The organism is Gardnerella sp. DNF01205 (assembly GCF_049244135.1).
Taxonomy (GTDB): Bacteria; Actinomycetota; Actinomycetes; order Actinomycetales; family Bifidobacteriaceae; genus Bifidobacterium; species Bifidobacterium leopoldii.
Window position 1 is genome coordinate 851516 of the sequence record NZ_CP058378.1, and the last position, 24838, is coordinate 876353.

18 protein-coding genes, 1 tRNA gene and 1 CRISPR repeat array are annotated in these 24838 nt (G+C 39.0%); of the genes, 18 read left to right on the forward strand and 1 reads right to left on the reverse strand.

Annotated elements, in window-relative coordinates; translation table 11 throughout:
* Positions 1–182: 182 nt before the first annotated feature.
* The 10 genes from eno (at position 183) to cas2 (ending at position 12245) form a co-directional block, all read left to right on the forward strand.
* Positions 183–1478, forward strand: coding sequence for a phosphopyruvate hydratase (eno, locus tag HXT47_RS03610; protein ID WP_004106847.1), 1296 nt, complete (start codon positions 183–185; stop codon positions 1476–1478).
* A 197-nt stretch (positions 1479–1675) separates the two neighbouring features.
* Positions 1676–2590 carry an L-lactate dehydrogenase gene (locus tag HXT47_RS03615; protein WP_004106846.1) on the forward strand — a complete coding sequence of 305 codons (915 nt, stop codon included), beginning with the start codon at positions 1676–1678 and terminating at the stop codon, positions 2588–2590.
* A gap of 262 nt (positions 2591–2852) precedes the next feature.
* Positions 2853–3353 (forward strand): 2-amino-4-hydroxy-6-hydroxymethyldihydropteridine diphosphokinase, encoded by a 501-nt coding sequence (gene folK, locus HXT47_RS03620; RefSeq protein WP_116971370.1) that lies wholly within the window; start codon positions 2853–2855, stop codon positions 3351–3353.
* Positions 3354–3407: 54 nt separating this feature from the next.
* Positions 3408–4547 (forward strand): dihydropteroate synthase, encoded by a 1140-nt coding sequence (gene folP / locus HXT47_RS03625; RefSeq protein ID WP_116971371.1) that lies wholly within the window; start codon positions 3408–3410, stop codon positions 4545–4547.
* Positions 4548–4736: 189 nt separating this feature from the next.
* Entirely contained in the window at positions 4737–5213 is a 477-nt protein-coding gene (locus tag HXT47_RS03630) for an FtsB family cell division protein (RefSeq protein WP_004106839.1), read from the forward strand.
* 94 nt (positions 5214–5307) lie between these two features.
* Positions 5308–6975, forward strand: a complete 1668-nt coding sequence (locus HXT47_RS03635) for a DUF501 domain-containing protein (protein WP_162861605.1) — start codon at positions 5308–5310, stop codon at positions 6973–6975.
* A 140-nt stretch (positions 6976–7115) separates the two neighbouring features.
* A tRNA-Leu gene (locus HXT47_RS03640) sits at positions 7116–7199 on the forward strand.
* 278 nt (positions 7200–7477) lie between these two features.
* Positions 7478–10993 carry a type II CRISPR RNA-guided endonuclease Cas9 gene (gene cas9, locus HXT47_RS03645; protein ID WP_421788848.1) on the forward strand — a complete coding sequence of 1172 codons (3516 nt, stop codon included), beginning with the start codon at positions 7478–7480 and terminating at the stop codon, positions 10991–10993.
* A gap of 17 nt (positions 10994–11010) precedes the next feature.
* Positions 11011–11916 carry a type II CRISPR-associated endonuclease Cas1 gene (gene cas1, locus HXT47_RS03650; protein ID WP_421788850.1) on the forward strand — a complete coding sequence of 302 codons (906 nt, stop codon included), beginning with the start codon at positions 11011–11013 and terminating at the stop codon, positions 11914–11916.
* On the forward strand, positions 11913–12245 hold the full coding sequence (gene cas2 / locus HXT47_RS03655; protein WP_101886016.1) for a CRISPR-associated endonuclease Cas2: 333 nt from the start codon (positions 11913–11915) through the stop codon (positions 12243–12245). The genes cas1 and cas2 overlap by 4 nt, the downstream gene beginning before the upstream one ends.
* A 49-nt stretch (positions 12246–12294) precedes the next feature.
* A CRISPR array of direct repeats spans positions 12295–12588; the repeat unit is 38 nt; unit sequence ACAAGTATATCAAGAGGGGTAAGAGCTAATTCTCAACT.
* Between the two features lie 23 nt (positions 12589–12611).
* Here the strand turns inward: cas2 and HXT47_RS03660 are convergent.
* Positions 12612–12899: a hypothetical protein gene (locus HXT47_RS03660; protein WP_346284388.1), complete on the reverse strand. Its 288-nt coding sequence runs from the start codon at positions 12897–12899 to the stop codon at positions 12612–12614.
* 2057 nt (positions 12900–14956) lie between these two features.
* Here HXT47_RS03660 and HXT47_RS03665 point away from each other — a divergent pair.
* The 8 genes from HXT47_RS03665 (at position 14957) to HXT47_RS03700 (ending at position 24801) form a co-directional block, all read left to right on the forward strand.
* Entirely contained in the window at positions 14957–15556 is a 600-nt protein-coding gene (locus HXT47_RS03665) for a hypothetical protein (RefSeq protein WP_421788852.1), read from the forward strand.
* A gap of 313 nt (positions 15557–15869) precedes the next feature.
* A complete protein-coding gene (locus HXT47_RS03670; protein WP_004119400.1) occupies positions 15870–16505 on the forward strand; it encodes a zinc ribbon domain-containing protein in 636 nt (211 codons plus the stop codon).
* Between the two features lie 189 nt (positions 16506–16694).
* Positions 16695–17726 carry a cation diffusion facilitator family transporter gene (locus tag HXT47_RS03675; RefSeq protein ID WP_410294523.1) on the forward strand — a complete coding sequence of 344 codons (1032 nt, stop codon included), beginning with the start codon at positions 16695–16697 and terminating at the stop codon, positions 17724–17726.
* 116 nt (positions 17727–17842) lie between these two features.
* Complete coding sequence (locus HXT47_RS03680) at positions 17843–18751, forward strand: TrmH family RNA methyltransferase (protein ID WP_410294522.1); 909 nt, start codon at positions 17843–17845, stop codon at positions 18749–18751.
* A 35-nt stretch (positions 18752–18786) separates the two neighbouring features.
* The gene (gene pheS / locus HXT47_RS03685; protein ID WP_116973279.1) at positions 18787–19887 is read left to right on the forward strand and encodes a phenylalanine--tRNA ligase subunit alpha; all 1101 of its coding nucleotides are present in this window, start codon (positions 18787–18789) and stop codon (positions 19885–19887) included.
* A gap of 5 nt (positions 19888–19892) precedes the next feature.
* Positions 19893–22514: a phenylalanine--tRNA ligase subunit beta gene (gene pheT / locus HXT47_RS03690; protein ID WP_421788854.1), complete on the forward strand. Its 2622-nt coding sequence runs from the start codon at positions 19893–19895 to the stop codon at positions 22512–22514.
* Between the two features lie 257 nt (positions 22515–22771).
* A complete protein-coding gene (locus HXT47_RS03695) occupies positions 22772–23311 on the forward strand; it encodes an arginine repressor (RefSeq protein ID WP_421789399.1) in 540 nt (179 codons plus the stop codon).
* Positions 23312–23586: 275 nt separating this feature from the next.
* Positions 23587–24801 carry an argininosuccinate synthase gene (locus HXT47_RS03700; RefSeq protein WP_076002803.1) on the forward strand — a complete coding sequence of 405 codons (1215 nt, stop codon included), beginning with the start codon at positions 23587–23589 and terminating at the stop codon, positions 24799–24801.
* Positions 24802–24838: the final 37 nt, after the last annotated feature.

Genomic DNA, 24838 nt, shown 5'->3' on the forward strand with positions numbered 1-24838 from the left:
TATTTGAAATCGATATTTATAAACGATATTGCTTAAAAATATACAATTGGCTCATATGACTCGAATTAAATCAAAATATTGTGAACGTTCACGGCATAAATACGCTGGTACTCAATATAACGTCCATAAAACGCACTAATCTTGGAAGAGTCATCACAACCCATAGGTATAAAGGAGTAGTTGTGGCAGCTATTGAAAGCGTATATGCACGCGAAATTTTGGATTCTCGTGGAAATCCTACTGTTCAGGTTTATTTGGAGACCGAAGATGGCGCTCAGGGTATTGGTTTAGTGCCTTCTGGTGCTTCTACTGGTGAGGCTGAAGCTTGGGAACGTCGCGATGGCGACAAGTCCCGTTATCAAGGCAAGGGCACGTTGGAAGCTGTTAAGGCTGTCAACGAGGTAATCGCACCTAAGGTTATTGGCATGGATGCCACCGATCAGCGCGCTCTTGATGAGACGATGATTGAGCTTGATGGCACGCCGAACAAGGGCAAGCTTGGTGCTAACGCAATTCTCGGCGTTTCCCTCGCTGCTCTCTACGCTGCTGCTGAGTCTGCTCAGCTTCCGTTGTACCGCTACATTGGCGGCACCAATGGTCACATTCTTCCAGTTCCAAACATGAACATCATGAACGGTGGTGCTCACGCTGATTTCGCAACCGATATTCAGGAGTACATGATTTCTCCTTACGGTTTCGCAACCTACAGCGATGCTTTGCGCGCTGGTGTTGAGGTTTATCACACCTTGAAGAATGTTTTGAAGAAGGAAGGTTTGGCTACTGGTCTTGGTGACGAAGGTGGCTTCGCTCCAAAGATGAAGTCCAACGAGGATTCCTTGAAGTACATCATGGATGCAATCGAAGCCGCTGGCTATGAGCCAGGCAAGCAGATTGGTATTTCTCTTGACGTTGCTTCTTCTGAGTTCTACAACAAGGAAACTGGTAAGTATCGTTTCGATGGCGAAGAGCGCGAATCTGCTTACATGCTCGATTACTACGAGAAGCTCATTAACGAGTATCCAATCGTTTCCATCGAAGATCCATTCCAGGAAGAAGGCTGGGATGATTGGGCAGAAATCACCAAGCGTCTTGGTGATCGTTTGCAGTTCGTTGGCGATGACTTGCTCGTCACCAATCCAAAGCGTTTGGCTAAGGGTATTGAGCTTGGTGCAGCTAACTCCTTGCTCGTGAAGTTGAACCAGATTGGTTCCGTTACCGAGACCCTCGACGCTATTGAGCTTGCAACTAAGAACGGCTTCACTTCTATGGTTTCCCATCGTTCTGGTGAAACCCCAGATACCACCATTTCTGATCTTGCCGTTGCTAAGAACACCGGCCAAATCAAGACTGGTGCTCCTGCTCGTGGCGAGCGTATTGCTAAGTACAACCGCTTGCTTGAGATTGAGGAAGAGCTTGGTTCTACCGCTCAGTATGCTGGTTACAGCGCATTCAAGGCTTGCAAGAAGTATATGAAGTAACTTTTAGTTTTAAGTAACTTAGTGGCTTCTTGAGTCTTTGAGTTTTAACGGTCAGTCGTGTTTACGGCTGACCGTTTTTTATTAAATATTTTTGAAAAAATCACAACACGCAAAAAATTTTTCTTAAATTTACTTTCATTCTCCGCATAATGGTGATATTTTTGTGAGAAAATCGAAACAGAAGGAGATGTTTCATTATGCGAAAAGTAGCAGTTATTGGTATGGGAAATGTTGGCGCAGCTGTTGCTCATCAGCTTGTTGTTGGTGGTTACGCCGACGAGCTGTACTTATATGACAAGAATGAAGCTAAGGTTAAGGCTGATGCATTGGATTTTGAGGATTCAATGGACAATTTGCCTTTTAATGTAAACATTACTGTCAATGATTACGATGCTTTGAAAGATGTTGAAGTTATCGTAAGCGCTATGGGCAATATTAAGCTTTTAGACGTCCCAAATCCTGATCGTTTCGCAGAACTTAAACATAATCGTGTTCAAGTTGAAGAAGTTGGCGCAAAGATTAAAGCTTCTGGCTTCCATGGTGTTCTAATTGATATTACGAATCCTTGCGACGCTATTTGCCAGCTTTATAAAGAAACAACCGGTCTCCCTTATGAAAAAGTTATTGGCACTGGAACATTGCTTGATTCTGCACGTCTTCATCGCGCTGTTGGTAAATTCTTCGGAGTGCATCCAAAAGCCGTGAAGGGCTATAGCTTGGGTGAACATGGTGATTCACAGTTCGTTGCATGGTCCACAGTTAAGGTTCTTGAGCAGCCGATTGTTGAGTTTGCAAAAGAAAAGAACATTGATTTAGATGCTGTCGATGAAGAAACTCGTCAAGGCGGCTTCACTGTGTTCTACGGAAAGAAGTATACAAATTACGGTATTGCTGCTGCTGCAGTTCGTCTGGTCCATGCTGTTCTTTCGGATTCAAAGGAGCAAATGCCTGTTTCGAACTATCGAGAGGAATACCATTCTTATCTTTCTTACCCAGCAATCGTTGGTCGCGAAGGTATTGTGAAGCAGTGCCAACTTGACTTGACTGAAGAAGAGTTGCAAAAGTTGCAGCATTCTGCAGATACAATTTTGAGTAAAGCTCAAGCAAAATAGATAAGTCAAAAATAAAATAACTAAAAAATACTACTTTTGAATCTAAAATATTTTTACAGACTTTAGACAAAAGCGTATTGAAAAATGTCGTTGTAGATTTAATTGCTCCTAAAGAGTGTTGAATTTACAGCGACATTTTTGTTATAAAAATTTTTGATATTAGCTTATTTATTATTTGAATTTATAAAGTTGGCTAGTCCTAACTGTTCATGATATATACTTTTAACTATAAATTGAATTATTTTTTTTGGGGGGTGGAAATATGATTTCTAGTGCATACATAAGTGTTGGAAGCAATATAGGTGATAGATTACTTAATTTGCGTCAAGCTGTTTCGCTATTGAAGCAAAATTCGCATATAAGCAATATTATCGTTTCTTCAGTGTATGAAACTGAACCAGTTGGTGACGTAGTGCAAGACAGTTTTTATAACATTGCTTTACGTTTGGACACTGATTTAACAGCTTTTGAACTGCTTGATTTTATTCATGATATTGAACAGCGTCTTCACAGAAAGCGCATAGTTCGTTGGGGTCCTCGAACAATCGATTTAGACATTATTGATTTTGGTGGTCAAACTATAAAAAGTGAAAATCTTACGATTCCGCATAAAGAAAGAGATAATCGCAGATTTGTATTAGTTCCTTTGCTTGAAATAAGCACAGACGATGCAAATTATCATGAGCTCATCCAAGATAAGCTTAATAAAACTAGCGACACTAATTGGATTAATATTATTGAAAGTAGTGAAGTTTTTAATTAGTTTGGAATATAAATTTAGTTTTTAAATATGAGGTTTTAGAAAGAAAGAATACAAATGCGAATTATTGAAAGCAATTTGGAGAATGCATCTTCTAAAAGTATTGCAGATATAGCGTTACTGCAGGATCTTTGTGTAAATCAAAAAATTTTATGCACGTGGGAAAATATTAGCGAAAACGATTTAAGCAAAGTAGCTGATTTTCTCGATCATTTTGATACAGCTATCAAAGTTTCCGAGTCTTCTATTGACTTCATTTTGCCGCTTATTGCTCTTAAACCTTTTATGCAAGAATGCGAAAAAGCATGGTATGAAGATCAAGAATTACTTGCAAGTTTGCGCTCGCTATTAAAGCAAAAAGCAATTGTGTGGAATGCAGGGCGATTCTGCTTTGATACACTTGACAAGCCTATAGTTTACGCGATTTTGAATATTACTCCTGACTCATTCTATGATGGCGGCAAGTACCAAAGTGAGGACGAAGTAAATAGCCATATTAAAGAAATAGTTGAAGCTGGTGCTGATGTTATAGAAGTAGGCGGTCAAACTACAAAACCTGGCGGTTATTTAGAAATTACTCCAGAAGAGGAAATAAGGCGCGTTATACCTGCTATTAAGTATATTCACAAAAATTATCCTCAAATTGCTGTAGCAGTAGACACTTACAAGTTACCTGTAATGGAAGCTGCAATTGAAGCTGGCGTAGATATTATAAATGATGTTCGTGCGTTTGATTCTCCAGAAAAAGTAAAGCTTATGGCAGATTCTAACGTTGGATTAGTAACAATGCATAGCAATAGAGATACAGAATATGACAATTTAACAAAGGTTATGTGTCAATTCTTTAGTGATAATTTAAAAATGCTTGTTGATGGAGGAGTTGACTTAAATAGGATCATTCTTGATCAAGGAATTGGCTATGCAAAGGTTGCTGATGGTGAACAAGATTATGCAATGATGCGCAATATTAATCAATTGCATCGTTTTGGTCGACCAATATTGGTTGCGATTTCTAGAAAAGGCTTTGGTAAGAAGCTTTTTAATTTAGATAAAGAAGATCGTTTGCCAGTTACTTTAGTTGCAGAAACAGCGATGTTTATGGCTGGTGGACGTGTAATACGTGCTCATGATATTGCAGAAACAAAGCAATTAGTTGAAATGATCGATGTTATTAATAGAAATTACTGGTTTAAGTAGAAAAATTTGAATATTTTTTTGCAGTTTTGTTCGTCAGTTTTTTTAATTTTAATAACGAATAAATGTGAGCTACTGTAAATGTAGCGTGACTGTAAATGTGGCACAACAGCATTTTGCATCTAAAGCACGTAAGATATTAGCGGAATACATGATGTTTTCACGTCGAATACATCAAGTAATTTAGAGAGTATGGTTATGAAAAAGCGTCGTAAAACGGCATTAGGTGAGGATGTAGTATCACCATTGCAACAGCGTCGACTACTTTCAGGACCGCTCGTGTTTTTATTTATGGTTTTTGTAGTTACCGTTGGTTCAATTGAATGCATTTCAACAGTTAGAAATTATGCGTTAAGCTTGTCGGAGCTTCATGCACTTCAGCGTGAAGAAAGTGATTTACGTGAACAAAAGCGTACGTTGGATAATAATATTGACCGATGGAAAGACAAAGCATACGTTACCGCTCAAGCTAGAGATCGTCTCGGCTTTATTTTTCCTGGTGAGCAGGCTGTTCGTGTAGAGCATCCTGAGGCAGTAACTGGAAAAGTTCCGAATGAATTTGCTCAAGAAAATAGCGAAACTAAGACTCATTCAGTCTTGCCTTGGTATAGTGACTTAATGTATGCAATACATAAAGCAGACAAACCAGATACTGTGCCATCCTTATAACATATAAACTGATAAAGTAAAGAATTATTTATTTGTAAAACAGCTTTAACAGGAGTAGAAACGCATGGCTAACAGCCAAGAAAGTTCAGATAAAATGCAGAACAGTAATAAGAATTATATTCCAAAAGAAGCTGTAAAACCTTTATTTACTACACCTGCGAGTGATGCTGAGCGTGCAATTGTTGAAAAGCAACTTGGAAGATTCCCTAGAGGAATGGTAGCCGTTGGTGCGCGTTGCGTTTGTGGTAGGCCTCTTGCTGTTATTACTAGACCATGCTTAGAAGATGGCACTCCATTCCCAACTACATGCTACCTTACCAGTCCTGAAGCTGTAAAAGCGGTGTCTCGCGTAGAAGCAGACGGTATTATGCGAGAATATAACGAGCTATTACAATCGGACGAAGATCTAAAGAAACAATATGAGCGTGCACATAAGTATTATTTGGAATTCCGTCATGAATTAGCTGTGTCTTTGGGGGATAGTGAAGAGCATATTAGTCAGATGAGCGCTGGTGGAATGCCAGTTCGTGTTAAATGCTTGCACGCTTTGCTTGCGCAAACATTGGTAATGGGCAAAGGTGTAAATCCGATTGGTGACATGGTATTAGAGCGCATTAAAGATGAGTTTGATCCTAACGTGTGCCGCTGTACTACTCCGTGGAGCGATGATGCATATGCTACTGAAACGGAAGTTGTTGTGGAAGACGAAACGGCTAAAACTGCAGAGGGTGAAGCCGTAAAAAGTGAAACGACTACTTGCGCAGAAAAAACAGTACAGGTTGCTGCAATTGACTGCGGTACAAATTCTATTCGACTAAAAATTGCGCAAGTTTCTGAGCATGGAATGAAAGATATTGTTCCTCGTATGCTTCGCGTCGTTAGACTCGGTCAGGGAATTGACGAAACTCATCGTTTCGCAGATGACGCTTTGAAGCGAGTGAGGGAGGCTGCGCACGAATTTGCGCAAGTTTTGAAAGAACATCCAGTTGATGCGATTCGTTTTGTGGCAACCTCAGCTACACGAGATGCTGAAAATCGTGAGATTTTTGAACAAATGATGATTGATGAGCTTGGTGTTCGCCCTGAAGTTATTAGTGGTACCGAAGAAGCGGCTCTTAGCTTCCTTGGAGCAACAAGCGTTGTGTCTCGCGATGAGTTGCAGCCACCGTATCTCGTAGTTGATTTAGGTGGAGGCTCTACTGAGTTAGTGCTTGGAGGGGATGGTGACTGCTTGCCAGCGCACAAGGTTTCTGCAGCATACTCCATGAATGTTGGTTCCGTTAGAATGACGGAAAGGCATTTGCATACTGATCCTCCGACTGAAGAGGAAATTCAAGCTGCGATTGAAGATATTGACAAGCATATTGATGATGCTTTCAAAGTTGTTCCTGCAGGACGAGCTCGCACTATTATTGGCGTTTCTGGAACTGTGACAACTATGGCTGCTTTGACTATGGGATTGCAGCATTATGATCATACTGCTGTCGATGGTGTGCGTATTGGATTAGAGCAGGCTTATGCTGTTAATAATCGATTTTTGCGTATGCCTAAGGACTGCAGGCGCACGTATGCGACGATTCACCCAGGGCGTGTGGATGTTGTTGGCGGTGGAGCAGTGATTTGGAGCCGAGTGTTGGAGAGATTAGCAAAAGCTGCGTATGAGGATCACGGTGGGGTTTTGGATACGTTTGTTGCAAGTGAGCATGGTTTGCTTGACGGAATCACGATTGATTTGGGAAGGAAATTACTTGCCACACGCTGAGTGCGTGTGTTTGCGGTTTCTGACGGTTGATGAGTGCGCGTGTTTGCAGTTTCTGACGGATACTGAGAATATGTGTTTGTGATTTCGCCACACGCTGAGCTTGTTCTTTGCTTAAATGTATGGCATAATAAGTGATTGCTGCCTCTGTGGCGGAATTGGCATACGCATCAGACTTAAAATCTGACGCCCTTACGGGCTTGTGGGTCCGAGTCCCACCGGAGGCACAAACGAGGCGCTGCACAGTTTTTAGCTGTGTGGCGCTTTTGCTTTTTGAGTTTTTTGGGTAGTCTATGACAGTTCAGTAAGATTGATGGGTTAGTGTCAGAAAATGTGCATGAGATTAAAACGTATTATTCGATGAATTGTGTTGTGTTTGTAAAGCGGCTATATTGAGACAACCGTAGCGCAATACATACATAAGATTCTGTTTTTATAAATTGGTTTTTCTTCTGAGATTATGTAATTTTTATACGAGTATAGGATTTTGATGTAAAATTATTTCATGAAGAATGTAACTTATGCTATAGGTATTGATGTCGGTCTTAATTCAACTGGTTTGGCTGCAATACAATTGGACGATAATGGTTGTCCTATAAGAATTCTAAAAGCTTTAAGTTTCATACATGATTCTGGAATTGATCCGACAGGTAGAAAAACTTCGGATACTCGCAAGAAAGTTTCTGGTGTTGCAAGGCGTGCAAGACGTTTGAATAGAACTAGACGCAAGAGATTAAGTAAATTGGATTCTTTGTTAGAATCATTAGGCTATCCAATTGTAGATAATTCTTGTTTAGAGTCTAAAGATTCATTCGAACCTTGGTATATTCGAGGTGAACTTGCTGATGCGTATATAAGTGACGATAAAAAACGAAAGATAATGTTGAGTGTAGCTATTCGTCATATTGCCAGGCATAGAGGATGGCGTAATCCGTATCAATCTGTTAGATCAATGATGCAGGCCAAAGAATACTCCAAGTTTTATGATCAGTTTATAGATACTGTAAACCGTTTAGCTCCTGGTGTTGCTAATTACGGTTGTACCATAGGGCAGATAGTTTGTGATTACATAATGTCTAAAAAAGGCATGTCTTCTCCTAGGATTCGTGTTCGTATCAAAAAAGATAATAAAATTTATAATCCAATTCTACCCGGTAAGTTTATCCAAAGTGATTGTATGCTTGAACTACGCAAGATTTTTGAGATGCAATCCGTTGATGATACAGATGCTACAAAATTATTAAATTGTGTATTTGAGTCCAAATCTCCTAAAGGCTTTGCTACTAAATTAGTAGGCAAAGATGCTATTACTAATATTGGTCGTCGTGCGTCGAAAGCGTCTCTAGCATTTCAGCGTTATAGAATTATTTCTTCTATTTCAAATCTTCGCATTCGTGAAAATTCTATTGAGAGAAAATTAACTTGCGAAGAAAAACAGCAAGTGTATAAATTGTTGACAACAACTTTTATATCTACTACTGAAAAGGAAGCATTTATTCCTAATGAGTATAGTTGGAATGACGTTTCAGAATTGCTGCATATAAAACGTAGTGATTTGCGAGGCATTGGTAAGCAGACAGGTGATGGTGAATCTATTACTCTTCAGCCGCCTAGATTAGATAGCGAAATTGCAATCTTCTCAGAAACTGGCAATTCTTCTAGGGATAAGTTTGTTAAGGAAAAATTGAAGCCTTGGTGGAATGAGCACACAGATGATTCAGATGAGCATGAGGCTTTTATTGATTTAATCAGTAACTCGTGTGATTTTGAATCAAAAAGTGATACAGCTGCTTCTGCGTTTATAGAAGATCTAGCAGATAATGAATTTGAAATATTAGATAATATAAGTTTGCCTAGTGGACGTGCTGCTTACAGTATTGATACTTTAAATAAGTTATCTCAGCAAATGTTAAATACTGATGATGACTTGTTTGAAGCTCGTAAGCATCTTTTTAATCTCAATGATAATTGGAGGCCTTCAGCTGAACCTATTTCTTCTCCTATAGGTAATCCTTCTGTAGATCGTGTTTTAAAAATTGTAAATCGTTTCATTGTTAATGCAACAAATCGCTGGGGTTCGCCAATGCGGGTGAATATTGAACATGTTCGTTCTGGTTTTAAATCGGCGAAAATGAGCAAAGATTACACGGAGAATATTAATGGAAGAACCAAATTTAGGAACAACTTAAGAATGGAGCTTTCCAAAGAACTTGGAATTAATGCTTTAACTATTTCAGATGCAGATATTCGACGTTATGAAGCGGTGCAAAGACAAAATGGACAGTGCTTGTATTGTGGGAATCCTATAACGTTCAAAACTTGTGAAATGGATCATATAGTTCCTCGTAAGGGAGTTGGGTCTACCAATACTCGTGTGAATTTAGCTGCAGTTTGCGTACTTTGTAATCGTAATAAAAGCAATATTCCGTTCGCAATTTGGTGTAAGTCACAATATTGTGTTGAACATAATATTACCGTTAATAATGCAAATAAAAGAGTGAAGCATTTTATATTTCCTAGTAAATTGTATGGTAATAAAGCATCAAAATTAAAATTTGAGAAATCTGTTATTGCTAGACTTTCTCAGACTGAAGAAGACGAACCATTTGATAATCGTTCAATAGAATCAGTTGCGTGGATGGCTAATGAGCTACATCATAGAATTGATTGGTATTACAATTCTGAATATTATATTGGCAATACCTATGCAACAGATGCAGTGATTTCCAATACAGATTCTAACCTTGGAACAAGTGTTGGCGTATACGCTGGTTCGATTACTGCTATGAGCCGTAAATTATCTGGAATTGATGGTAAATTGCAGTTCTTTGATGCAAAGCATAAAACACGCTTCGATCGAAGACACCATGCTGTGGATGCGGCTGTTATTGCCATGATAACGTCCAATGTTTCACAAGCATTATATATAAAAAATAATCTTCGTGAAACACAAAGAATATTGGGACATCCAGATTATGGTGAGTTAGATTGGCGTGATTATCCATCTGAACACGATGCTATGTATCCTAGTTACGAATCGTGGCATAGAAATATGCAAAAGTTACTTGAATTGCTTAATGCATCTATGACAGAAAATCGTATTCCTGTGGTTCGGCAAGTTCGTATGAGATATGAAAATTCAGCTGTTCATGATGATAGTATTAACAAGTTACGGAGTTTGCATGTTTCAGACGCAATTAGTTCTGATGATATACTTCGTGCCTCTACTCCTGCACTGTATTGCGCTTTAGTTAATCAGCCTGACTATACCATTAAAGATGGTATACCATCTTCGCAATCTAGAGTGTTACGAGTGAATAATAAAACGCTTACTGCAAATGATGAAATAACTTTCTTCAATGGTAAATCCGCTCAGATTGCAGTTAGAGGTGGATCTGCTGATATTGGTAATAGCATTCATCATGCTCGTCTTTATAGATATAGAAAATCAAAGAAAGAAATTGCCTATGGCATAATCCGTGTCTTCCAATCTGATTTAAATAAATTCCGCGATGAGGATTTATTTACTTGTGAATTGCCGTATTATTCTGTATCAATGCGTTATGCAGATGGCACATTATTGAAAGCAATTCGTGATAATAGAGCTGAATATATTGGATATTTGCTCGTTGGTGATGAACTTGTAATAGATCCTGCGTTTATAAAGAGCGATACTGTTGCTGGGAAGTTCATACAGTTTCTTAAGGAATTGGGCATTGATTCTGTTGCTTATTCGCATTGGGTTATAGATGGTATACCAGAATCAACCAAGATTAAGCTTCGACCATCCATGTTATCTAAAGAAGGATTTGATAAATTAATTACTAGCGGATATGTAAGCGATGGTAATTATTTAGAAGATGCAGCTAAAGTCTTAGGTGAAAAGGGCTGGATTGTTGCTGTTAATTCACTTGCATCATGTAAGCCTGTAACAATTCGCCGAAATGGTTTTGGTGAAATTCGTTGGAAATCGCTTTCCGGTATGCCGGTTTCTTGGAAATGGTGTAATGATTCAAAATAAATTATGGATGGTGCATCATGCAGAGTGCTTGGCGAGTTGTTGATTGTACGTCTTTAGACGGTAGTCTTACTTATGTTCGTGGAAGATTAGTGGTGAACAATCGTGTTACTAGCGAGATTGTAGAGATTCCTCTTGCTGAAACTGCGGTTTTACTAATTGGATTGCATTGTGGATGTTCACCTGGGTTATTGCATCAATGCGCTGCATATGGAACATGTGTGATGGTATGCAATTGGCAAGGAGTTCCTGTTTGTGCAATGCATTCTTGGAGTGATGTTCCTACTCGTATTGTTACTAGACAGTTAGCTCAAGCTTCGTTATCTATTCCTAGAAGAAAAGCTGCATGGGCTAATGTTGTTAGATCAAAGATTCGTGGACAGGCTGCATGTCTTGATGCGTTGAACATTGAAGGAGGCGGAATGCTACGTGGTATTGCAAATGAGGTACATTCTGGCGATAGTACCAATAGAGAAGGTCAAGCTGCAAGAGAATATTGGAAACGTATATTTTCCTCTGAAGAAGATTTTCACAGAGTGCCAGGTTGTAATGTTGGACGTAATGCTGCTCTTAATTATGCTTATACGATACTGAGGGGTTTCTCCATAAAGGCTGTAATTTCTGCAGGGCTTAATCCTGTATTAGGTATGAATCATCATAATAGGTCTAACTATTTCTGTTTAGCTGACGATATTATAGAGCCATTTAGGCCTGCTGTAGATTTTGCCGTAGCTCAATTAGCTGTTGATGATACGCCAGATAGTAAGTCAGTTAAGAAGTATCTTATTGAAAGTGTGAATAAGCAATTTAACGGAGTTGGGCCAACTATACCTAGTGCTCTTAATGATATTGCACAGGCTTATGGAATGTATGTGGAAAAACAGTCAAAAGATTTCTTGGTTCCAGAATACAAGGGAGGATTATGAAAATTGATGAGGATAGTGGCGGAATGTGGTGTCTAGTAATGTTTGATTTACCTGTAGCTACAAAAATTCAAAGGAAAGCCGCTACTGATTTTAGAAATTTGTTGTTAGACATGGGATATGCAATGGTGCAGTTTTCTGTGTATGTTCGTTACACTCCAACTCAATCTGGTAATCGCTCAACCGTAAAAGCAATAAAAGAGAATTTACCACCATTTGGTCAAGTTAGAATACTGCATATTAGTGACCATCAATGGTCTTCTGCGCTGAGATATACTAATTTGCATCAGGATATTTCGTCTGAAACTCCTGAAATTGCTACACTTTTTTGAATGAAAAAATGCCTAAAAAGATTGAAATCTTGCCCCTCTTGAGCTTATAACAAGTATATCAAGAGGGGTAAGAGCTAATTCTCAACTCTCCTTTCCTTGACTTTTCGTCACCTACAAGTATATCAAGAGGGGTAAGAGCTAATTCTCAACTGGGCAGTGGCTTATCAACGCTGGTGAACAAGTATATCAAGAGGGGTAAGAGCTAATTCTCAACTTGATAAGGCTCAGAAAGAGTTGTGCCTCAAGTATATCAAGAGGGGTAAGAGCTAATTCTCAACCTGGTAAAGCTAATAGTGCGACTAGCGCCAAGTATATCAAGAGGGGTAAGAGCTAATTCTAAAAACGTATCCCCGGTGAGACTCAAACTTATTCATCTGGTGAATGAACTTTACGAGGTACACCTAAATCGTCTGCTATATCGTCGTAGTCATCACCACATTCATAAGGGTCTAGCAAATTATAAGCTTCGATTAGCAACTCTTTAGGTGCGCTCTTGTGCATCCATGCTTCTACTAAATAATAATCAATTGCAATAGACGGTTCGCCTGCTCTAATAGCACTATTGGCTGCTTCTTTAGAGAGCTTATCCATGTTAGGTTCTGCATATGGACGGAGTTTCTCAACCATGTCATAACAAATTTTCATCATGTCCATTAGCCTTTGACTACTCTAGTATTATCTATCTTATTGTATGCAGTAAGATGCATCGTATATGTTTTCCTTACTTATATGTATGTATTTTAATTATTGATATTTAGATTATCTGATATTACTTTTTATGGAAGCTAGGGCTCCTCTTACCCTTAATCTCTTTCTAATAGAGTTGGTTTGGGGGAATGATTGGTCTTCTTATTTTATGCGTAATGCATAAAATTCAATGTTACAAATGTGAGGCCCTCGGCAACCAGCTTTCAAGACTGGAACATTAGTCTGAGGAGTACTTCACATTTTTATCATTGTGATTGCTGCATAAAATAAGTTATTATTAACGTCGTGCGCAAGTCCCTCGCAGCTGTCGTTTACGGCAGAGTGTTAGTCGAGGATTGGCTTGCGCTCGGTTATTTGATGTTTTATCAGAAATTTTAACTGGTTCAATTCCACAGATAAGCACGAGACTGCGAGCATATCGGCTTATATGCCAAAAAGTGCGTGAAGCTAAGCTGATGAATATTATGTGTAATCCATAATCTAAACAGCATTAAAAACTCAGCTAACAAACTGAGAAAACAACGGTCATATGTTACTCGCGCAGCACGTAGACTGCGTTAATAACGAATAAGCGGGGTTATATGTTACTGGTGCAGTAGCTAATCTGCGTTAGTAACAGCGTTTGACGATTTATTGTTAAATACTCAGCTAATACATGCTTCGAACGCCGCTTAGCATAAGAAATAACCCACATTCGATATACTGCGAGCCCTACTGCCATAAGGGTTATGAGCTTATTTTTACACACTTTTGGCTCTGGTGGTGAATGTGCAGAAAACAGATTCGATTACCGCAAAACGCTTGTGCAATACGTGAGACATGATTTCTTACACATTTTTTGGCATATAACCCGCAATTCGCGAAACTTTTCTGAATGCGTACACATTTGGTAAGTTGAAATAACGAGAATGATTGTGTGCATATAACGCATAAATAATTTGCTTATTATAAAAACATAATTGGAACGCTATCTTAGTAATCTTCCCATTATGAATATATGGATATTGTTTATGTAAAAGCTACATACATGCACTCAGTAAGGTATTTTTTCTAAAACACGTGAATATGGAAATTAATAATATGTTCAACTGTACTATTCATTGATTATATAGATATGTTAACTTTTTTAAATCTTCTAACCAAACTTAAAAAATCACTTGTTTTCTATTTCCTAAAGATGATATATTGTAAATGCTAATTCTCAATAAGACTGGACTTGTTATCCAGTTTGATTGCTCAGCAGATTTGATAATTATCACTGCAGGGGAAGCTTCCAGCTTCCCCGTTTTTATTTATTAGTTTTCAAATTAGGGGTTATAGGGGTTATAGGCAAAAAAGTGGGGTTATAGGCAAAAAAGTGGGGTTATAGGCAAAAAAGTGTGTAAAGCTAAGCTGATGAGTATTCTTAAAATAGAAGCAACCCGCTTAGCTTTTTAATAACTACTTGTAGTATTCACCGCTCTTGCGGAACTCATTTCAATCAACTCAAGTACCCTATCTTGCTGGTATTTTAAATACTTCAGATAATCCCTACTTAAGGATTGCAAAGCTACATCACACGTTCAAAATAAAGTTGATAAAAACGTAAGCTTAATGTATTGATAAGTGAAAAAATTGATTCAGAAAATGTTTAACAGGGTATCTGCCATTTAGGGTTCACAGGTTGCCACCTAGTAGTAATAAGAAATCTGATGACTGGAATCTCAAATCTTATGCCCATTTTATGTTAGCTGTATTGTTTGTTACACTCTGTCTTGTCTTTTTGCTCAATTCGTGCAATGGTTATTGCGGTAGTAACTATATATTCTGATGCTATATCAATTTAGTAGTAATGCTTTATGAGTTGTTTTTGTGTGCATGCGCTTTTGTGATTGTGCAGAGTAATAGATATTCATTCTATTTATAATACTCCGTGAGTTTAGAATAAAGTTAAGGTAGTATATTAATTAGGAATGCAAATATAGTAGCTAATTTAAATATAATTTGGTTTGTAAGGAGGAGTAGTGAATAATGGGGTTAATGATAATGAACAGCCTTCAAATGTTTCCGAGCATTTATCCGGCAAAGAGTGTAGAACAGATGCGTCAGGAGTCAATGAAAATGTCCCAAGAGCGTTTGCAGCGTCAAATGCGAGCAAGGATTCTTCAGTCTCTGATTTATCAGAAGGAGCAGGAAAAGATTCGCTCGCTGTAAATTCCGGTGAATCTAACATTGATTCATTGATTAACAGTCAGCTATTTTTGGGAAGTGTTCAGTGGAGTGGCATGTTGCCAGATCCTAAGAGTTTCCGTCAATATCCTGCAGAAGTACAGCAGAAGCTTTGTGATTGGAATGATGCTAGTACTGTTGATGAGTCGATTAGGCAGGATAGGCTTGTTGATTTAGAGATTAAAACAGCATTACGTGGTCAGTGGATTGGTGCTATTTTATTCATTCTCTGTTTAATTATTTCGTTTATTGCGTTTCTTTATACAAAAAGCCAATGGTCATGGGTTCCATTGGCTTTGCCGGCATTATCGTTCTTGAGAGATTTTTTAAATAAGCCTCATTCTAAGTCGAGTCAAGCAAACAGCAATGACGATAAAGGTTTGTCTAATAAGTAATATTTTTTACGTTTGTTTTATACCTGATATATTCTTTACGGAAGTTTGACACCCGTAATCATTGACCTTCAAGGGCTGGTTTTTGGTGTGGTGCAGCTTCCTCTTTAACTTAACTGCAGCATTTCTTTCGATATTTTAACGAGACTTAGGTTTTAAAAATACTTTTTGGCCTATAACCCACATTTGCACTTTACTTAGCATATTTGCGATTGACAATCCCGTATTTGTCTTATAGTCAGTTCGATTGTTATAATTGTTGCGAATTTGCAATGCAATAGTTGTATTGCTTAACAACTGAAGTAGAAGGTGAATTATGCTTTGTAATTTTTGCGGTAAAGAGAACGACGCAAATAGTCAAGTATGTGCTAATTGCGGAAATCGCTTAGGAAACCCAAATGTGCAGCAGACTGTTCAAAATACTCAGCAGCCAGCAAACGATACTTTAAATTCTGTTAAAGATGGCTTTAAGAATTTTAATGAGACAATAGATTCAGTAATTGAAGATTCAGATCCTGAGCTTTTACATAAGTACTCTTTGATTGCTTATATGGCAGCTTCTGTTGTTGCAATTATTGCTCCATTCTTGCCACTTATCACTGTAAATTGCTTTGGTCTCTCCAAGTCGTTTAATTTTGTAAACAATAATAACACTCCTGGCGATGGAATTTTCTATATAATTATTGCTATTGTTGCTTTAGTTTTTGCTTTTATGAATAAGTCAAAAATAATGATGATTGTTGGCGGTGTTGCTGCCGTATTTATGATTTTTGAGTTTTTCCATATTAATGGCAAGATATCTTCCCTCAAATCGCAGTTTGGCGGATTCTCGATGCTTGGATCTGTAAGTTATGGCATTGGTTTCTACTTATTCATTCTCTCTGCACTTGCTTTGCTTGGATCCTCTGTATTGTACTACCTGTGTGAAAGAGTGCTAAAAGCAGAGAAATAGCATTACTTTGTAACATGTTTTGTACAATGTTTATGCATGTTGACAGCTTGTGATTACATAGTCATAGACAAAGTAATTGATAATAGTGAACCCCGGCTTAGGCTGGGGTTCATTGCGTATACGGCAAAATGCGAATGATATTGAGAAACGATATCGCCCAAATATTTTAATATTTTAGGAGGCTGGAAAGTGCATAATCATAACGATGTAATTCAAACTAACGGCACTGGTTCACGCTCAAGCAGTGTGAATGCAAATGTCAACTCTTTCGATACTCATTACAATAACGCCAACGCAGCTTCCCAAGCAGCCGCAATTCACGCAAGTCATGCACATCAGCATCGTTTGCTTCTTACGCTTTCTCTTACTGCAACTGTGTTTTTTGCTGAGGTAATTGGTTCTTTTCTAACTAATTCTTTGTCGCTGCTTATAGACGCAGGTCATATGCTTACAGACATTTCAGTTCTTGCAGCTTCAACAGTTACTGCAATTCTTATGCGTCGTCGTCCAAATAGTAAGCGTACGTGGGGCTGGGCGCGTCTTGAGGTTATTACAGCTGCTGCGGGAGCTCTTATTTTACTGCTTGTAGGAGTGTATGCTCTTGTTGAAGCTGGAATGCGTCTTTTTGGTAGTGGTCATCAAGGCATTCATGATGTAAATCAGCTTCTATTCTTTGGTATTCTTGGCTTAGCTGCGAATTTAGGCTCTCTTGTAATTCTTATGTCTCAATCGCAAGACAATATGAATATGCGTGCTGCTTTTCTTGAGGTTATGAACGATGCTCTTGGATCTGTTGCAGTCGTAGTTTCAGCTATTGTAATGATGAGCACAGGTTGGGCAGGTTTTGATGCTTTAGCTGGCGGTATTATTGCGCTTCTTATGATTCCACGTGCGCTAAAGCTTCTTAAGAATGCTGTTAAGGTTCTTCTTGAGCAGACTCCTGAAGGTCTTGATTTAAACAAAGTTCGTGAACATCTAGAGCATGTTCCTCATGTTCTTGCAGTTCATGATTTGCACGCTAGTACTGTCTCTACTGGTATGCCGATTTTTATGGCACATGTCGTTGTGGATCCTAATATGACAATGTCTCAATGCTCTCATGTGCTTTCTCAGCTTCAGGACTGCTTACGCGAACATTTTCCTGTTTCTGTGTCTCACACTACTTTTCAACTTGAGCCTAAAGGCTATACAACTTCCAGTGCTTCAGAGCATCATGAATAGAGTTTATAAGGTTTTGCTTATTTACAAGTTTTGTTGCAATGAATGTGGCAGGTTTGCATAAATATGTGAATGTGTATTTCCTGTGTCGTAATCGTTTTTGAAGTAAAGTTATATTTATGCCGTTAAAAGAACTAATTGATAATACTCACAGTGAGCGCGTGCGCAGACTCGTTTCTTTAGGTCGCGCAAAGTCGCATGATTTGCAGCGTTTTTTAGTTGAAGGTCCGCAAAGTGTGCGCGAAGCTGTACGTTATGCCACAGATTCGTTATGTGATATTTATGTTACTAAAGATGCTTGTGAAGGTAATGAAAAGGAAAGTTCACAATTTTCTTCTTTGCGGGAAATAGTTAAAGAAGCTTTATCTCGATCTTGTTATGTTCATCCTGTTGAACCGAGTATTATGCAAAAAATTAGTGCTGATTCACAGGGAATTGTTGCGGTTGCTAATTCGAAATCTTTAGATGATATCTATTTTAGTGAGTTTAAAAATTTGCAACAATCAGCACAAGTAAAATCAAAAAACGATTTTAAGCCTCTTCGTATTGCAGCTTGCTGGCAGGTAAGAGATCCTGGCAATGCTGGTGCTATTATTCGCGTTGCAGATGTTGCTGGATGCGATGCTGTTGTTTTTGTTGATGATTGCGTAAGTCGTTGGAATTCTAAGCTTGTGCGTTCGACTGCAGGTTCACTATTTCATCTTCCTGTAGTGCAATTAAGCGTTCAAGACTGGTTCGAATGCGCTGCAAAATCAAATATTCGAATTATTGCAGCTGATATTTACGGAACTGACAAGATTAAACCTGTGCCATTTCCAAAAATTTTAGTCAATTCCGAGGTTATTAGCAGTTCTTTGGCTATTTTATTTGGCAATGAAGCTAGAGGCTTACCTAAAGAAGTATTGCAACAGGTTGATGATATTTCAATAATTCCAATATATGGAAAAGCAGAATCAATGAACCTTGCAACAAGTGCAGCAGTAATGCTTATGGGCTTGGCTATGTCGAGTCATGAGCGAAAAATATAGCTTTGGGCAATATTTTGCAATATCGTATATAAACAATGAATACGTATAACACAGATAGGAAGGGTGCTGTGACCGATAATAAGCCATTCGATATTAAAGCTGTAACTAAAGCAGTAAAAGAAGGTATTGCTAGCGTTACAGCTGCTCAAACTATGGAAGAACTGAAGGCTGTTAAAACTAAGTATGCTGGCGCACAGTCAGTGATGACTGTTGCAAGCAAAGCAATTGGTTCTTTGCCTGCAGATCAAAAGAAGGAAGTTGGCAAGGTAATGTCAACTTTGCGAGCTGATTTTGGTCGAGCTTTTGCAGAAGCTACAGAGCGAATTAAAGCCGTTGAAGAAGCTAACATGCTTTCTGCAGAGACTGTAGATATGACTCTTCCAATTAATCGTAAGCCTTTAGGTGCTCGTCATCCTATTGCTCGTATTATTGAAGATTTTGAAGACTTCTTTGTGTCTATGGGTTGGCAGATTTCTGCGGGTCCAGAAGTTGAAACTGAATGGTTTGATTTCGATGCATTGAACTTTGGACCGGATCATCCTGCGCGTCAAATGCAAGATACTTTCTACGTTCAAGGAAATCAAGCTAAGGATGCCGCAGGCTTTGTTGGTTCAAATATGGTTTTGCGCACGCAAACTTCTTCTGATCAAGTACGTGCGTTAATTGAGCGTGGAGTTCCTCTGTATATTGCTTCTCCTGGTAGAGTGTTCCGCACTGATGAACTGGATGCAACGCATACTCCAGTTTTCCATCAATGTGAAGCTTTGGCTGTGGATAAGCATTTAACAATGGCTGATTTAAAGGGTGTTCTCGATCGTTTGGCTGTTGCTATGTTTGGTCCAGATGCAAAGAGCCGTTTGCGACCAAGCTACTTCCCATTTACTGAGCCTAGTGCTGAGCTGGATCTTTGGTTCCCGGATAAAAAGGGCGGTCCAGGCTGGATTGAATGGGGCGGATGCGGAATGGTGAATCCTAATGTCCTTAAATCTGCTGGTTTAGATCCAGAAGTTTATACTGGTTTTGCTTTCGGAGTAGGTTTGGAGCGAACTTTGCTACTTCGACATGACATTAACGATATGCATGATTTGGTTGAAGGCGATAAGCGCTTCAGTGAACAGTTTGTGATGGGGGAGTAAAACTCATGCCAATGGTAGATATTGACTGGCTTAAAGATCATGTTGAAGTGCCAGAAGGTTTAACATACGAACAGCTTGCTAAAGATTTAGTTCGTGTTGGTTTAGAGGAAGAAGAGATTCACACTTCTCAAGTTACCGGTCCAATTGTTGTCGGTTACGTAGTTGACGCAACTCCTGAACCGCAGAAAAATGGCAAAACTATTAATTGGTGCCATGTTGATGTCGGAGATAAATACAACGATGTTGACGAAAACGGTAAAAAAGTTCCTCGTGGCATTATTTGCGGTGCTCCTAATATGGCTGCTGGTGAAAAGGTTGTTGTAACTCTTCCTGGTGCTGTTCTGCCTGGAGATTTTAAGATTGAGCCGCGCAAGACTTACGGTCATATTTCTGACGGTATGTGTGCTTCAGAGCGTGAGCTTGGTTTGGGAGATAGCCACAATGGCATTATTTTGTTGCGTGAATATGGCTTTTCTAAGGCTGAATATGATGAGTTGAAGCCTGGCGATGATGTAATGGAGTTGTTGCATCTTAATAAGCCGATTTTGGAGATTAATATAACGCCTGATCGTGGTTATGCTTTCTCTTATCGTGGTGTTGCTCGCGAATATCATCATTCAACTGGTGCTGTTTATACGGATCCTGTTTCAAAGTTGAATGAGCAGGTATCGCAAATTAATGATGAAGGTCACAAGACTTCAGATATTGACGTGAGCATTGAAGATACTAATCCAATTCATGGTGTACCTGGTTGTGATCGATATTATGCGCGTGCTGTACATGGTTTTGACTCCACTTGTGCAAGCCCACGTTGGATGCAGCGTCGTTTAACGCGTGCAGGTATGCGCAGCATCTCTCTTGCTGTTGATATCACTAATTATGTCATGCTTGATTTGGGTCAACCTCTTCATGCTTATGATTTGGACAAAATTGAAGGTCCAATTGTAGTTCGCCGTGCACATGAGGGCGAACATCTTACGACTTTGGATGGCAAAGATCATGAATTGCATGTTGAGGATTTAGTTATTTGCGATTCTCCTCATGGAAACCACGGTTCACGCGTGCTTGGCTTAGCAGGTGTTATGGGAGGCATGTACGGCGAAGTAACGAGTGAAACGAAAAATATTTTGATTGAGGCAGCGCACTTTGATCCCGTTTCAATTGCTCGTACTGCTAGACGACATAAGATTCCGTCTGAGGCTTCTCGTCGTTTTGAGCGTGGCGTTGATACTCAATTGCAGCCAGCAGCTGCGCAAATGGCTGCGAATCTTTTGGAACAGTTTGGTGGAGCTAAGCCATCTACATCGCCGTGTGATGTTAATAATACTCAGTCGCGAAATGTGATTGTGTTTAAAGCTAATGAAGTGCAGCGAGTTGCTGGTTTGGAAGTTGATTTGAATCGCATTAGCGATATTCTTACCGATATTGGTTGCTCTGTTGCTGGTGGTGGCAATGGATCCTTCTCCGTTCTTCCTCCAACTTGGCGTCCTGATTTGAATGAGCCTTGCGATCTAGTAGAAGAAATCGCTCGACTTATTGGATATGATGAGATTCCTGTTAAGGTTCCTGCAGTTCCTGTTACTGGTCGAACCGGTTTAACCACGCAACAGCAAACTAGGCGAGCTATTGCTTATGAGTTAGCAGAAACTGGTTTTGTTGAATCTTTAAGTTATCCATTTGTTGGTGAAGAAGATATTAAGGCTTTCCGCCAAAATGTGGACGAAGTTGCTGAAGTAAGTGTTCGTATTGCTAATCCTTTGGCTGGAGACAGACCTTGGCTTCGTCGTTCTGTTTTGATGACTTTGGCTGGCACTGTTCGACGCAATCTTCATCGTGGTTTAACAGATATTTCCATGTATGAGCTTGGTCATGTGTACTTTAGCGATCCAAATGCTCCTGCAATTCCTGCATTACCTGGTTCTGTTAGACCTTCTAATGCTGAACTTGCTGCGCTGGATGCTGGATTACCGGAACAACCTTTGCATGTTGCTGCTTTGCTAACTGGTCATGCTGAAGAAACTGGTTGGCTTGGTACTCATAGAGATGTCGATTGGAGCGATGCTGTTGAAGCACTCCAGCGAGTTGGTAAGAGAATTGGTGTTAAGTTCATTCTCGAACAGTTTAAAGCTCAAGATGCTCCATCTTCTTGGCATCCTGGTCGTAGTGCTCAAGTTTGTGTTCTTGCTGAAGATGGTTCAAGCGTCAATCTCGGTATTGTTGGCGAATTGCATCCGCATGTTTGTGAAGCGCTAGATTTGCCTAAGCATTCTGCAGCATTCGAGCTTGATTTAACTGAATTGTTTAAGAATATGCTTATGAAGCCTGTTCAAGCTAAACCAATTTCGACTTTCCCTCCTGTAAAGCAAGATTTTGCTTTCACTGCACCAATTGAGTTGAAGGCGAATGAATTGCAGTCTGCTATTGAAAAGTCTGCTGGAGATTTGCTTGAATCTGTTGAGTTGTTCGATGTGTATGAGGGTGAGCAGCTTGGAGAAGGTTTGCGTTCTCTTGCTTATTCTGTAACGTTCCGAGCAAATGATAGAACACTTTCTGGCGAAGAGATGGAAGAAGTTCGTAAGAAGATTACGGATGCTGCTGAAGTCTTGCACGCAACTTTGCGAGTGTAAAATATAATATATTTTAATTAATGCGATTGTGCATACGTTCTAATAATAGTATGCATAATCGCATTTATTGCATTATTGACTCTTTTTTCTTTTTATGTAAAGTAACATTCATTTTTTAATGAGAATCTAGCGTTTTCATGCATAATAGATATGTGTGACGAAGAACACATAAATAATTTTTTATGCATGTAGATATGTATACACATATTCGTATATATTTAATTGAAAATATGTTTATGAAAGGTTTTGATAAAACTATGATGAATCCAGAAACGGATGCAGAATCAAATAACGAAGTGTCAATAAAACAGCAACGTCCTGCAACAAAAGCAGCGCGTTTAAACGCTATTGAACAAGCGTTACTGGCAGAAGTGATTACTTCTCAATCTCAACTCGCTAAAGTGTTGGCGCGTCATGGTTTTAATGTTACTCAAGCTACTTTGAGCCGAGATTTAGATGAGTTAAATGCAGTTAAAATTCGATTGACGGATGGTAGGATTGCGTATGTGCTTGGCGATGGTACTAGCAATCGTCATGCTATGGATACTGTGCGAATTGATCAGCAAGTTGCTCGCACTTTAGCAGGTCTTGTCACTGAAGTTGGACATGCAAATAATATTGTTGTTATTCACACTCCATCAGGCGCTGCACAATACGTTGCAAGTGTTATAGATCGTCAGCCTTTGAAAGGTATTTTAGGATCAGTTGCTGGAGATGATACAGTTATTATGGTTTGCGTTTCAAATGAAGAAGCTGAAAATCGAGCAAATTGGATGCTTTCAGTAGCTTCTCGTTAAATAATCTATTAAGAAGTATTGTGTTTATTTAAATAAGAGTTGTATTAAAAAATAATTTCGCAGTAGAAGAGAAGATTTATACGCGTGCAGTGCATTGTTGAGCTGCACGCGTTTTTATATGCATAACTATAATCGATATATTTTTTGTATTTTGTAATAATTCTCCGAAGATTATAAAAATATAATAATTTTTTGGCGCGTCTGTTGATTTTATTTTATATGTATAATATGCTCTTTATTGTTTATTTATTCAATACATGACCTGGGAGGTCACAATGACTAATAAAAAACGTATTGTCTTGGCGTATTCAGGTGGCCTCGATACTTCGGTAGCAATTCCATACCTTAAAGAGCAAACAGGTCAAGACGTTGTAGCTGTGTCGCTAAACGTTGGTCAAGGCGGTGAAGCGCTTGAAGTAATTAAAAATCGTGCTTTGGCTTGTGGTGCAGTTGAAGCATATGTTGTCGATGCTCGCGAAGAATTCGCAGATAATTATTGCATGCTTGCATTAAAAGCTAACGCAATGTATGAAGACGTGTATCCATTGGTTTCTGCTCTTTCTAGGCCTTTGATTACTCGCCACTTAGTTAATGCAGCTCATCAATTTGATGCAGACACAATTGCTCATGGTTGCACTGGCAAAGGAAACGATCAAGTTCGTTTTGAAGTTGCAATCCAATCTTTGGATCCAGAATTAAAAGCTATTAGCCCAATTCGAGACTTGTCACTTACTCGTGATGTTGAAATAGAGTTCGCTAACGAGCACAAGCTTCCAATTGAACAAAGCAAGAAAAGCCCATATTCGATTGACCAAAACGTGTGGGGTCGTGCAATTGAAACCGGTTTCCTAGAAGATCCATGGAATGCTCCGACTGAAGAGTGCTATTCTTATACGCAAAATCCTCTTGAATCTCAAGAACCGGATGAAGTTACAATTACTTTTGAAAAAGGTGTTCCAGTCGCAATTGACGGTCATAGTGTAACGCCTTTGCAAGCAATTGAAGAAATGAATGCAAGAGCTGGAGCGCAAGGAATTGGACGAATCGATATTATTGAAGATCGTCTTGTAGGAATTAAATCTCGTGAATTGTACGAAGTTCCAGGTGCTCAAGCTTTAATTGTTGCACACCAAGAGCTTGAAAATTGCTGCCTGGAGCGTGAACAGCACAGGTTAAAGCGTGCTCTTGATAAAAAGTGGGCTGAATTTGTCTATGACGGTCAGTGGTTCTCTCCAGTTGTGCGTTCTCTTAACGCATTTATTAATGAAACTCAAGAGCATGTTTCTGGAGAAATTCGAATGACTATGTATGCTGGCAAAGCTGTAGTTACTGGACGCCGTTCTGAGGAATCATTGTATGACTTTAATTTAGCTACGTATGATTCTTCGGATACATTTGATCAGCGTGCTTCCAATGGATTCATTGAAATCTACGGATTGTCTAGCAAGGTTGCAGCAGCAAGAGATATGCGCGTTGCAAACAACAACTAATACGATATATATAAAAAAGATATAAAGGTAATAAACT